This is a genomic window from Ilumatobacter sp., assembly GCF_046290335.1.
Classification (GTDB): Bacteria; Actinomycetota; Acidimicrobiia; order Acidimicrobiales; family Ilumatobacteraceae; genus Ilumatobacter_A.
Genome location: NZ_JBKAGH010000001.1, coordinates 1,310,074 through 1,322,899, shown reverse-complemented (window position 1 = coordinate 1,322,899; position 12,826 = coordinate 1,310,074). Strand labels below are relative to the sequence as shown.

At 67.1% G+C, this 12,826-nt stretch carries 9 protein-coding genes; 6 read left to right on the top strand and 3 right to left on the bottom strand.

Annotation, left to right across the window (positions count from 1 at the left end; translation table 11 throughout):
- Positions 1-41: 41 nt before the first annotated feature.
- On the bottom strand, positions 42-869 hold the full coding sequence (locus tag ACE37B_RS05915; RefSeq protein ID WP_409922351.1) for a metal ABC transporter ATP-binding protein: 828 nt from the start codon (positions 867-869) through the stop codon (positions 42-44).
- A 198-nt stretch (positions 870-1,067) separates the two neighbouring features.
- Between ACE37B_RS05915 and ACE37B_RS05910 the strand changes: the two genes are divergently transcribed.
- The gene (locus ACE37B_RS05910) at positions 1,068-1,448 is read left to right on the top strand and encodes a limonene-1,2-epoxide hydrolase family protein (protein WP_409922350.1); all 381 of its coding nucleotides are present in this window, start codon (positions 1,068-1,070) and stop codon (positions 1,446-1,448) included.
- 22 nt (positions 1,449-1,470) lie between these two features.
- Here the strand turns inward: ACE37B_RS05910 and ACE37B_RS05905 are convergent, their stop codons facing one another.
- Positions 1,471-2,388 (bottom strand): LysR family transcriptional regulator, encoded by a 918-nt coding sequence (locus ACE37B_RS05905; RefSeq protein ID WP_409922349.1) that lies wholly within the window; start codon positions 2,386-2,388, stop codon positions 1,471-1,473.
- Positions 2,389-2,624: 236 nt separating this feature from the next.
- Between ACE37B_RS05905 and ACE37B_RS05900 the strand changes: the two genes are divergently transcribed.
- Together ACE37B_RS05900 and ACE37B_RS05895 are read left to right on the top strand one after the other, a co-directional pair.
- On the top strand, positions 2,625-4,157 hold the full coding sequence (locus ACE37B_RS05900; protein ID WP_409922348.1) for a 4Fe-4S dicluster domain-containing protein: 1,533 nt from the start codon (positions 2,625-2,627) through the stop codon (positions 4,155-4,157).
- A gap of 169 nt (positions 4,158-4,326) precedes the next feature.
- Positions 4,327-7,173: a molybdopterin-dependent oxidoreductase gene (locus ACE37B_RS05895; protein WP_409922347.1), complete on the top strand. Its 2,847-nt coding sequence runs from the start codon at positions 4,327-4,329 to the stop codon at positions 7,171-7,173.
- Positions 7,174-7,221: 48 nt separating this feature from the next.
- Here the strand turns inward: ACE37B_RS05895 and ACE37B_RS05890 are convergent, their stop codons facing one another.
- A complete protein-coding gene (locus ACE37B_RS05890; RefSeq protein WP_409922346.1) occupies positions 7,222-8,847 on the bottom strand; it encodes a sulfatase-like hydrolase/transferase in 1,626 nt (541 codons plus the stop codon).
- Positions 8,848-9,049: 202 nt separating this feature from the next.
- Between ACE37B_RS05890 and ACE37B_RS05885 the strand changes: the two genes are divergently transcribed.
- The 3 genes from ACE37B_RS05885 to ACE37B_RS05875 all read left to right on the top strand — a co-directional run bounded on the left by ACE37B_RS05885 (position 9,050) and on the right by ACE37B_RS05875 (position 12,823).
- Positions 9,050-9,805, top strand: coding sequence for a hypothetical protein (locus tag ACE37B_RS05885; protein WP_409922345.1), 756 nt, complete (start codon positions 9,050-9,052; stop codon positions 9,803-9,805).
- 64 nt (positions 9,806-9,869) lie between these two features.
- Positions 9,870-11,114 carry a toxic anion resistance protein gene (locus ACE37B_RS05880; protein WP_409922344.1) on the top strand — a complete coding sequence of 415 codons (1,245 nt, stop codon included), beginning with the start codon at positions 9,870-9,872 and terminating at the stop codon, positions 11,112-11,114.
- A complete protein-coding gene (locus ACE37B_RS05875; protein WP_409922343.1) occupies positions 11,111-12,823 on the top strand; it encodes a VWA domain-containing protein in 1,713 nt (570 codons plus the stop codon). The genes ACE37B_RS05880 and ACE37B_RS05875 overlap by 4 nt, the downstream gene beginning before the upstream one ends.
- Positions 12,824-12,826: the final 3 nt, after the last annotated feature.

Sequence of the window (12,826 nt, the reverse complement as noted above, 5' to 3'; positions counted from 1 at the left end):
CCATCGTCACGGGTCGATCCAGTGCTCGTCGAGTTGCTGGGTCAGTGGCGGTGCGAATCGGTCGCTGGTTGACCGTCGTGATGATCGTCGTGATGATGATGCTCGTGGTCGTCGTGGTGGACGCCGTCATCGACGGCGACGACGCCGTCGCCCAGATCGAGCACGCGGCCCCCGTACGCCGCTCGCAGATTCGGTGGACTCAACGCCTCGGCCGGGCGGCCTGCTGCGATGACGCGCTTGTCGAGCAACACGACATGATCGGACTTCGCGGCCTCGGCGAGGTCGTGGGTGGCAACGAGAATCGTGCGACCGGCCTCGCGTTCTTCGGCGATCACCTCGCGGATGCGCTGCATCGACGCGATGTCGAGCCCGGCCACCGGCTCGTCGAGGAGCAAGATGTCGGCTTCTTGCACGAGTCCCTGCGCGACGAAGATGCGCTGACGCTGGCCGCCCGACATCTCGGCGAGGTGCTTGCGTCCGAGCGAGGTGACGTCGAGGCGTTGCATCGCGTGCTGGATGGCCGACCGGTCGCTGGAGCGGAGCCGGCCGAACGGGCCCCGTCGGGCAGCCCGACCCAACGAGACGACTTCGCGAGCGGTGACCAGCAGGTGTTCGGACGCGTGCTGCGACTGGAGCACGTAGGCCACCTGAGGGCGCACGAGGGTCGGCGCAGCTCCGAGCACCGTGAGCGTGCCGGTCGTGGGGAGGAGCCCGGCGATGGCGTGGAGCAGCGTCGACTTGCCGGATCCGTTCGGTCCCACGATCGACGTGACGCCCGGCCCGAATTCGAGGTGCGCGACGTGGAGCACCGGCGTTCGCCCACGCGCCACGCTCACGTCTCGAAGCTCGATCGTCGCCGCCGTGGTCATGCGCCCAGCAGCGTACCGAAGTGAGAAGCATTCTCGCTTCTCGCGGCCATTGCGAGCGATCCGCTGCAGCTTCGCCGGAAAGGTCATCGTGCCTGGCACCATGACCTTCGTGCCTGACCTTCGCCGGAAAGGTCATCGTGCCTGGCACCACGACCTTTGCACCACGACCTTTGCTGGGTCGTTGAGTAGCGTTGGGTCATGACACCTCTCGAGACGGTCAACGAGTTCATGCGTCGGTTCTGCGACAAGGACCTCGACGGAGCGTGTGAGCTCGTCACGGCCGACGTCGAGTACGACAACGTGCCGATCGGCAAGAACTTCGGCCCCGAGGGCATCAAGGCGTTCGCCGGCGGGATGGTCGACGGGTTCGACACGGTCGAGTTCATCGTCCACCGCGAGGCAGCGACCGGCAACGTGGTGCTCAATGAGCGCACCGACCGGTTCGTGCGTGGCGACCAGCAGTACGACATCCCCGTCGTCGGCGTCTTCGAACTGACCGACGACGGCAAGATCGCGCTCTGGCGCGACTACTTCGACATGGCGCCGGTCCAGGCGATGATGGCCGGGCTCGCCGGCTGAGCCGGTTGCTGCGCGGCGAGCATCACGCGCCGCGCAGGTCGTGATGCGCGATCGCGTCGAGCAGGGTGGTCGCAAGTCGTGGGAGCGTCGCCCGGCGAAGCCAGATGGCGCGCAGCTCTCGCTGGATGGTGAGGCCGGGCACGTCGATCTCGACGAGACGATGTGCGGCCAGATCGTCGGCGACGGCGAGACGACTGATGACGGTCGGCGACGCGCCGTTGATCACGGCGATCCGGACCGCGGAGATCGAGCCGAGATCGAGTGCCGAGGTCGGTGCGTCGCAGCCGAGTCGGCGCAGTTCGCGTTCGAGCGCCTCGCGGGTGCCCGAGCCTTGCTCGCGAAGTACCAGCGGGGTGTGTGCGAACTCGTCGAGGCCGACCGCTCCGCGCGGCGCCCATCGGTGCCGTGGCGACACGACCGGGATCAGCTCGTCGTTGCCGACGACGAGCTGGTCCATGGTCGTCGGGACCGTCGGTGACTCGACGAAGCCGAGATCGACCGCGCCAGCGTCGAGGCGCTCGATGACCGCCCGGCTGTTGGTGACGTCGAGCGTGACCGAGTCGCCCGGGCGATCCTCGAGGAATTCGTCGAGCCACGGCGGCAGGACGTACTCGGCGATCGTGTAGCTCGCCGCGATCCGCAGCAACCCGCTGAGCTCGGCCTTGAGCGAGGCGACGCCGCTGGCGAGCCGTTCGGCGGCTCGCAACACGTCGGCGCCCCAGCCGGCCACCATCTGGCCTTCGGGCGTCGGTACCGAACCGGTGGGGGACCGGTCGAGCACGGTGAGGCCGAGCTGACGCTCGAGCGTGCGGATCCGGCTGCTCGCCGAGGGCTGCGTGATGCGGTGGGCGTCGGCAGCCTTCGACACGCTCCCCAGTTCGACCACCGAACGCAGCAGGTCGAGTGCCGAGAGATCAGGCACGTCGGCGGGCAGCGGCATGGCGCGATCCTAGATGACCACCTCCCGGTGATCTAGGTCTGCTCTATGAGGAGCCATAGAAGTAGTCTTTGACCCGGTAGACGATCGACCCCTACCGCCGGGCGCTGGGGCGGGCCACACTGGTCACACGAGGTTCACGGTTCGTTCGTTCGTCGTCCATCACGGAGGGCGAAGCGGGCCGACACTGCGGCGGGGCATCGGCCTACACGCCGCCGAGACGAGAGATGGGGGGAGCGATGACCCGACTGGGGTTCTTGCTCGACAGTGATGCATGTATCGGCTGCCACGCCTGCACGATCGCGTGCAAGAGCGAACACGACGTGCCGCTCGGCGTCAACCGGACGTGGGTGAAGTACATCGAGACGGGTTCGTTTCCGAACGCCAGCCGGCACTTCTCGGTGATGCGTTGCAATCAATGCGAAGACGCACCGTGCATGACGATCTGCCCGACGAACGCGCTGTTCCGTGCCGACAACGGCGTCGTCGACTTCCAGGATGACGACTGCATCGGTTGCAAGTCGTGCATGAACGCGTGTCCCTACGACGCGCTCTACATCAACCCCGAGACCAACACGGCGCAGAAGTGCAACTTCTGCAACCACCGCGTCGAGATGAACCTGGCGCCGTCGTGCGTGGTCGTGTGTCCGACCGAGGCGATCAAGGTCGTCGATTTCGACGACCCGCAGGACCCGGTCGCCAAGATCATCGGCCGCGAAGACGTCGCCGTGCGAGCACCCGAGCAGAACACGAAGCCGAAGGTGTACTACCGCGGCGCCGATCAGGCGTCGCTCGATCCGACGCGCACCAAGATCCACGCCGACGGGATGATCTGGGCCGACACGACCGCCAACCATCGGCGGACCCCCGAACTCGACTCGCACGGGCACGGTGATCCGGGCGTCGTCGCTCGCACCGCCTACACGACCGCCCACAAGACCACGTGGGATCGGATGGTGTCGGGCTATCTCGTGACCAAGGCGATCGCCGGCGGCATCATGATGATGGCGGCGCTGCTCGTCCTGCTCGGGCACGCCGACGAACAAGCGGCGGTCGGGGTCGTGCCGCCCATGGTGGCCGGCGTCTTCCTCGCCATCACCGGAGCGCTGTTGATCGGCGACCTCAAGCAACCGGGCCGCTTCTACTACCTGCTGACTCGTTCCAACTGGAACTCCTGGCTCGTGAAGGGCGCCTACATCCTGGGTGCGTTCGGCGCCGCCTGCGGCGTGTGGTGGATCCTCGGCCTGGCCGACGCCGGCGACGGTCTGAAGATCGCGGCCATCCCGGTAGCTCTGCTCGGTGCGGCGACCGCGGGCTACACCGCGTACCTGTTCGCGCAGTGCGAAGGGCGCGACCTGTGGCAGACACCACTGCTGCTGCCGATGTTGCTCGCCCGAGCGGTGGCCGCGGGTGCCGCGGCGTACTCGGTGCTCGATGTCGTGATGGACGTGCCGTCGGCGCGAGCCGTGTGGTGGTCGATGCTCGGCGGCATCGCAGCCGTCGCGTTCCTCACGTTCGTCGAACTCCAGAGCCACGGCAGCCGCCACGTCGAGATGGCGGTCCACGAGATGACCAAGGGAGCGCATCGACAGTGGTTCCGAGCCGGCAACGTCGTCGGCCTCGTGGCCCCTGCGGTGTTGTTGATCGTCGCGCTGGCGTCCGACGCGGGCAGCCCCGCCCTCGCCGCCGTCGCCGGGGTGCTGTCGCTCGCTGGCATGTGGCTCGCCGAGACCGCCTTCGTCCGTGCCGGTCAGTCGGTGCCGCTCTCGTGATCGTGATGACCCCGCCCCACCCGCTGACCCCGCCCCACCCGCTGAACCCGCTGAACCCGCCCAACCCGCTGACCCCGCTGAACCCGCCCAACCCGCCCAGGCCGCGGACCCTGCCCAACCTGCCCCTGCCGACGACCGTGCTGACCGACCCGACGACTGGAGTCGAACGATGACCCTCGACAAGTATCCGCCACAGGCTCGGTGGCACGACTGGACCGAGCTCGATGCGAAGGCGTGGCCCGACAGGAAGGAGCGCAACTACACGCTCGTTCCGACGACCTGCTTCAACTGCGAAGCGGCGTGCGGGCTTCTCGCCTACTTCGACAACGAGACCGGGGAGATCTCCAAGATCGAGGGGAACCCCGAACACCCGGCGAGCCGCGGTCGCAACTGTGCCAAGGGTCCCGCGACGCTCAACCAGATCTACGACAACGAACGCGTGCTGTATCCGCTCAAGCAGATGGGCGAGCGAGGCAGCGGCCAGTGGGAGCGGATCAGCTGGGATCAGGCGCTCGACGAGATCGGTGAACGCATCCGTACGGCGTTCATGGAGGACCGCCACAACGAGGTGATGTACCACGTCGGTCGTCCGGGTGAGGACGGCTATGCCGACCGGGTGCTCAAGGCGTGGGGGACCGACGGTCACAACAGCCACACCAATATCTGCTCGTCGAACGCGCGCATCGGATACCAGTCGTGGATGGGCCACGATCGCCCGTCGAGCGACTTCGCGAACGCCGAGGTCATCTTCCTGATCTCGTCACATCTCGAGTCGGGGCACTACTTCAACCCGCATGCGCAACGGATCATCGAAGCGCAGAGCAAGGGGGCGACCGTCATCTGCGTCGACCCGCGGCTCAGCAACACCGGCAGCAAGGCCGACCACTGGCTGCCGACGTGGCCGGGCACCGAGGCGTTCTTGTGTCTGTCGATCGCGCACCTGCTGTTGGAGAACGGCACCTGGGAGCGCGACTTCGTCCGGCGCTGGGTGAACTGGGAGACGTTCCTCGCCGAGGAGTATCCCGAGTTGCCGCAGACGTTCGAGTCGGTCGAGGCCGCGCTGAAGGATCACTACGCCGAGTACACGCCCGAGCGGGCCGAGCACGTCACCGGTGTGTCGGCCGAACAGATCCGTGAGATCGCGACGATCATCGGCAAGCACCCGACGAAGTTCGCGTCGCACAACTGGCGTGCGGCCGGTGCTGGCAATCTCGGCGGCTGGCAGGTCGCGAGGTCGCTGTTCTTCCTCAACGTGCTCACCGGGTCGGTGGCGACGGTGGGTGGAACGAGCGGTAACGGCTGGAACAAGTTCGCGCCGCATCAGCCCAAGGGTGCGCCGCCGCTCACGAAGTGGAACGAGCTGAACTGGCCGAAGGAATATCCGCTCGCGTACCACGAGATGTCGATCTTGCTGCCGCACTTCCTCAATGAGGGTCGCGGCAAGCTCGACACGTACTTCTCGCGCGTCTACAACCCGATCTGGACGAACCCGGACGGCTTCACCTGGCTGGAAGCGCTGAAGGATCGCGACAAGGTCGCGTGCCACGTGGCATTGACCCCGACCTGGTCGGAGACGTCGTGGTTCGCCGACTACGTGTTGCCGATGGGCGTGGGCGCCGAGCGTCACGACCTCGCCTCGTACGAGACCCACGCCGGCCGCTGGGTCGGGTTCCGCCAGTCGGTGTTCCGTCGCTACGCCGAGATCAAGGCGAGTCGCGGTGAGGGCGACGGTGTCGGCCCCGACTCGCGCAGTCACGAGTTCAATCCCGGCGAAGTGTGGGAGGAGAACGAGTTCTGGATCGACCTGTCGTGGCGGATCGACCCCGACGGTGAGCTCGGGATCCGGAAGTGGTTCGAGTCCGACGAGCGACCCGGCCAGCCGATCTCGGTCGACGAGTACTACGCGCACATCTTCACCGAAGAGATCCCAGGTCTGGCCGACGCGGCCGCCGAGACCGGCCAGTCGCCGCTGGAGTACATGCGCGATCGCGGGTCGTTTGCCGTTCCCGGCGATCCGTACACGCCCTACGAGCGTGCGGTGTCGCCCGACGCGGTCGCCGACTGTGTGAAGGACGACCTCGGCGTGTTCCGCAAGCCCGGCACGATCGGCACCTTCGACGGGTCGGACGCCGCGTTCGCCTCGACCGAGCTCGCCAAGCTCGGCGACGGCTCGCCCGCCGTCGAGGTCGACGGCGAGATCAAGGAAGGGTTCCCGACGCCGTCGAAGAAGCTCGAGCTGTTCTCGACGACGCTCAAGGAGTGGGGCTGGCCCGAATACGCGACGCCCCGGTGGATTCCGAGCCATGTGCACTGGGAGGACATGGACCTGGCGGGCAACGAGCGCATCCTGCTCCCGACGTTCCGCATCCCGACGCTGATCCACACGCGTTCGGCGAACTCGAAGTGGCTGAACGAGATCAGCCACCGCCACCCGCTGTGGATTCACCCGAGCGACGCGGAGCAACTCGGCATCGAGGAGAGCGGCCTGGTGCGGATTTCGACGCGCATCGGGCATTTCGTCATCCAGGCGTGGCGAACCGAGGGCATCCGGCCGGGCGTCGTCGCAGCGTCGCACCACATGGGCCGCTGGCGTCTCGACGAGACCGAGGGACGCAACTGGGCTGCCGGTAAGGCGACCATCGACCAGTCGGGGACGACGTGGACGCTCAAGCGAGAGGGCGCCGACAAGAAGAACATGACGGCCTACGAGTCGTCGGATCCCGATACCGGCCGGATCTGGTGGCACGACACGGGTGTCCACCAGAACGCGACGTTCTGCGTGCAGCCCGATCCGATCTCGGGGATGCAGTGCTGGCATCAGCGCGTGCGCGTGACGCCGGCGGCTGCCGGTGACGAGTACGGCGACGTCGTCGTCGACACGGCCAAGTCGCGTGAGGCGTACCTCGACTGGCTGGCCAAGACCCGACCCGCCGGCACGACGAACGACTCCGGGTTGCGCCGTCCCCTCTGGTACGCCCGCCCGCTCAAGCCGACCCTCGACGCCTACCGCCTCTGACGGCGTAACGGTTTGTGTCAGACACAAACCGTTACGCCTCGTCGGCGGTTACAGCCCGAGGCGGAGGAACTGTTCGGCCGGGGCTTCGACGTCGGTGAGCGCCGTGCGCAAGAGGTCGACCAGGTCGGCTTCGCTCGACTCGCCGGCGCGGTTCTCCTGCTCGTCGGGGTCGACGTCGAGGTCGTACAGATGGTGCTGGCCGACGGCGTTCGCCCCGCCCGCCCAGTACGGCAACCGGTCGCCGGGCTCGAAGCGCTGGCGGATGACCGGCACGTCGCTGCCGGGCATGAAGTCGAGCACCGCTCGACGGTCGGGTTTGGGCAGGTGCATGAACTGCTCCATCCCGTCGTGGGCTGGCATCGTCGACCACCGGTTCGACCACATCGAGATCGGGTGGTTGTCGCCGACCGGCGCTCGCGCATACTTGCGGCGGCCGTCGGTCACCTGCACCCAGTTCCCGAAGACGCCACCGATCGCCCACTCGCGGATCGAGGTGGCCTCGCCGGTCAGCAACGGCACCATCGAGCGTCCGTGTGTGCGGTGTTCCGCCTCGACGCCGAACACGTCGGCGAGCGTCGCGTTGAGATCGACGTTCGTGGTGAGCGCGTCGATCGTCGACCCCCCGGGACGGCCCGGCCAGTGGACCATCAACGGGGTGTGCCCGAGCGGTTCGAACTGCGGCACCATCGGCTTGCCCCAGATGTCGTGGGTGGCCTCGCTGCCGGCGCGACCCGCCGTCCGCTGCTCGCCCAGGTAGTGACCGTGATCGGTGCACACGATCACCGCTGTCGAATCCCACAGGTCCTGCGCGTCGAGTTCGTCGAGCAGCACACCGAGGTGATGGTCGATCATCGAGAGCTTGGCCCCGTAGTTCGCCCGGATGTGTCTCGCCTGACGTTCGTTCAACGCGCCGGCGGTGACGCCGCCGACGACGTAGGGCGGCCAGATCAGGCGAGGTTCGTCGCCCCAGGCGTCGGCCGGGTCGTCGTACATCGACGCCCACGGTTCGGGCGTGTCGAACGGTTCGTGCGGATCGAACTCGTCGATGAACAGCATCCAGCGATCGTGCGACGGTGCTTCGCGGCGCAGCCATCGCGTGGCCGAGCGCATCGTCTGCGGGCCGGGAAAGTCGTCCTCGGCGCGAAACCACGTGCGAGCGTCGTCGTAGTGGCGGCGTCCGAAGTGCTCGTCGGCGATGTCGAAACGGTCGCGGATGAACCAGCCGCCGTCGCGGGCCGCGGGCAGCGACGGCGTGCCGATCGCGGACGGGTCCGCGGCCGTGTGCCACGGGTCGCCTTCGTGCCCGCGGACGTAGTCCCAGCCGTGGAAGTCGGTGTGGTAGTTCTCCCCGCCGGTCTCGAACAGATGGGGGTGATCCGAGACCAGCATCGTGGTCACGCCGCTGCGGCGCAGCGTCGCGGTGATCGACTCCTCCCACAGCTCGATCGAGCCCCACGGCTTCCACAAGAAGTCGAGCGCCCCGCACAAGATGTCGTGGCGGGCGGGCATGCACGGCAGCGAGCCGGTCACGTGATTGGTGAAGCGCGTCGAGCGGCCGGCGAAACGATCGAGGTTCGGCGTGGCGAACTCGGTGCCGCCGTACGAGCCGAGCAGATGCCGGTTGAGCGAGTCGAGCAGGACGACGACGACGTGACGAGGCGGCGTGGCACTCATCGCCGCGACGCTACCGAATCGGAATGCGGCAGGGTGAAGCGACAGAGTGGGTCAGACCCACTCTGTCGCTTGCAGCCACGAACGAGCCGTCGCGACGACAGAGTGGGTCTGACCCACTCTGTCGCTGGCAAACCGGGCGAGCCGTTGCGACCGGCGAGTAGGATGACGTCACCGTGAACACCCCGAGTGGATCGAGCAGGCGATGAAGAGCTGGTGGCGGGCGGTCGTCAGCTATCCGCCCACGTGGGTCGCCGCCGGCGTGCTCGGCGCGACGGTGTGGGGGATGATCTCGATCTTCGACCCGCCCGGGCTCCTCGTCGGGGTGCTCGTCGGCCTCGCCGCGCTCGCCGCCGCCACGTGGCCGCTCACCATGTCGGCGACCGGCACCTTGACGAAGCTGCAGTTCGCCGTACCGCGGATCGAGGAGATCGACCCGGCCGAGCTCGTCACGCTCACCGTCGAACTCCAGGCGCTCGACGACACGCAGCCCGCCGAGCAGCTCGAAGCGTTGCAGCAGAAGCGCGAGAGTCTCGTCAAGGTCCTCACGCGACGACTCGACGCCGGCGAACTCACCTACTCCCGCTACCTGGCCACCGCGCAGCAGGTCTACAACGCAGCGCTCCACAACCTGCAGGAGGTCGCGGTCGCCTACGAGTCCATCAGCTCGATCGACGAGAGCTACATCGAACGCCGCATGGCGGAGCTCGCCACCGACGACAGCGACGACGAGTCCAAGGCTCGCGAGCTCGACACCTTGGGTCAGCGTCTCGAGCTGCGCACCTCGCAACGGCGCAAGATCGCCCGGCTGTTGGCGCAGAACGAATCCGCGCTCACCGCGCTCAACCGGACCACGACCGCGCTCGCCGACGTGCCGATCGGCAAACGACCCGAAGACGCCGACAGCGCAATGGAAGCCCTCGAAGAACTCGCCGCCCGAGCGAGCCAGTACGCGACATGACCATTCGACCCATCACCTCATCACGCCTGCGGGTGTGACGACAGCAGCCGCGACGAAAGCAGCCATGACCAATACCGCATCCACCCCGGCATCCAATGTGTTCTCTCTCGACCTCGACGTCGAGTCGGCCAAGACCGAACTCGCGCTTCCCGAGCCGGAACCCACCGACACCCTGCGCGAGCAGGCCAACGCACAGGTCGAACGCCTGCTCGCCGTCGACCCGACCGACGAAGACGCGCGAGCCGCTGCTCGCGACGCGTTCGACACGATGGGCCGCGAGTTGCAGTCGCGGTCGGCGACGCGCAGCCAGATGCTGCAGGCGCCGCTGAAGGACATCGCCCGCAACAGTGAAGACGGTGGCGAAGTCGCCAAGTCGTTGGGGGACCTGCGCATCGAAGTCGAGAAGCTCGATCCGTCCGGGCTCGACACCGACGCCGGCTGGTTCACCCGTGCGGTCGGCAAGATCCCGGGCGTCGGCACGCCGCTCAAGCGCTACTTCATGCGCTACGAGAGTTCGCAGACGCAGATCGATGCGATCGTGAAGTCGCTCGAGAAGGGCCGCGATCAGCTCAAGCGTGACAACGTGACCTTGGTCGACGATCAGAAGCGGATGCGCGAACTGACGATCGCGCTCACCGATCAGATCGCGCTCGCGGGGGCGCTCGACGCTGCGTTCGTCGACAAGCTGAACAACGAGATCACCTCCGACGATCCGCGTCGTCAGTTCATCGAAGAAGACATCCTGTTCACGCTGCGCCAGCGCACACTCGACCTCCAGCAGCAGTTGGCCGTCAACCAGCAGGGCGTGCTGGCGGTCGAGATCATCATCCGCAACAATCGCGAGTTGATCCGGGGTGTCGATCGGGCCCTCGACGTGACGATCAGTGCGCTCCAGGTCGCGGTGACCGTCGCGCTCGCCTTGGCGCACCAGAAGATCGTCCTCGACAAGATCGCCGCCGTCAACGCGACGACGTCGTCGATCATCGCCGGCACCGCCGAGCGGCTCAAGACGCAAGGGGCCGAGATCCATCAGCAGGCGTCGAGCACCATGCTCGACATGACGGCGCTGCGGGCGGCGTTCGACGACATCGACATCGCGCTCGAGGAGATCTCCCGCTATCGGCGTGAGGCGCTGCCGACGATGGCGTCGACGATCCTCGAACTCGATCAACTCACCGCCGAGTCCGAGCAGGCGATCGTCAGCATGGAGAGCGGCCGGGCGGCCGCCACGAAGATCGGTGCCGGCGCCGATGTCGACGCTGACGAGATCGGGCCGTCTGGGAGCGGCGACGGAGGTGCTCCGTCATGACGAGTCGAACCGTGACATCGAGTGGCGTGGCTCGGCGTGGGCTGCGCTTCGGCGCGGTTGCCGTCACCGCCGCGCTGGTCGCAGCAGCCTGCGGCGGGGCCAGCGATGCCGAGCCGCTCGATCCGGCGGATGCTGCCGACCGGTTGGAGGAGTTGGCCAGCGACATCGACTGGGTGGACAATCCGATCACCCGGAGCGCGTCGATTCCGCCGCCGTCGGGTGCCGACCTCGCGAACACGTTGCCGCCGATCGACGAGTTCGAGCTCATCGTCGACTCGCCGCTCCCGAGCGCCATCGAGATCTGGGCGTCGACGGAGAAGTCGGGCACGGGCACCGATGCCTGGATGACCGAGGTCGCCGAGGAGTTCAACCGCGCCGGGATCACGTTGGCCGACGGTTCGCCCGCTGCGGTCGATCTGCGCCGGATCGCCTCGGGTACGGGCTACCAGTTCATCGCTCGGGGGCAGGAGCTTCCGCACGGGTTCTCGCCGTCCAACGAACTGTGGACCGCGATGGCGTCGGAGTTCCAGACGATGACCGAGATCATGCCGAGCACCGTGTCCAACGTCGCCGGGATCGTGATGAAGGACGAGACCGCGGAGGAGTTGCGCGCCACCTACGGCGAGTTGACGCCGGAGAACCTCGTCGACGCGGTGATCGCCGGTGACCTCGTGATGGGCTACACCGACCCGTTCGCGTCGAGTACGGGCCTCAACTTCTTGCTGACCGTGTTGTCGTCGATCGCTGACGGCGACGAATCACAGCTCACCTCACCCGACGTCGCCAGCGTGTTCGAGCAGTTCCAGCGTCAGGTGCCGTTCGTCGCGTTGACCACGCTGCAGATGCGCGACTCGGTCGAGCGAGACACGGGCACGCTCGACACGTTCGTGATGGAGTGGCAGACCTACACCAACACCGATTCGCTGCGCGACGGCTTCGAGTTCATCCCGTTCGGCGTCCGCCACGACAACCCGCTGCACGCGGTGGGCGAGTTGACCGCAGCACAGACCGAGGCGCTGGAGTTGTTCGCAGAGTTCGCCCAGCGCTCCGAGTACCGCGAGAAGGCCGAGGAGTTCGGGTTCGATCCGCCGGCGTTCACGCCGAGGGTCGAAGCACCGTCCGGCCGCACGTTGATCGACGTCCAGAACGTCTGGAAGGACAAGAAGGACGGCGGTCGTCCGGTCGCCACCGTGTTCGTCGTCGACGTCAGCGGTTCGATGGAGGGCACGCGCATCTTGACCTTGCGCAACGCCATGCAGTCGGCCCGCGAGTTCATCAAGCCCGAGACGAAGGTGGGTGTCGTCGAGTTCAACGACACCGCCCAGAAGCGGCTCGACATCGCCGAGTTCGACCTCAACCAACAGGGTCGCTACGCGGCGATCGCCGAAGACCTCAGTCCGTTCGGTGGCACGGCGATGTACGACGGCATCGTCCTCGGCTTGAGCATGCTCGACGCCGAACGCACGGCGAACCCCGACGTCAAGCCGATCCTCGTCGTGCTGACCGACGGCCAGACCACCGACGGCCTCCGCTTCGGCGACGTCAGCCAGATGATCGAAGGGCTGCGGATCCCGGTCTACACCGTCGGGTTCGAAGCCGACCTCGACGAACTCGGCCGTGTGTCGTCGCTCGTCGAAGCGGCCAGCATCGACGCAACCGAGGACGACGTCGAGTTCAAGATCGCCGCGCTGTTCAATGCCGGTGGCTGATCG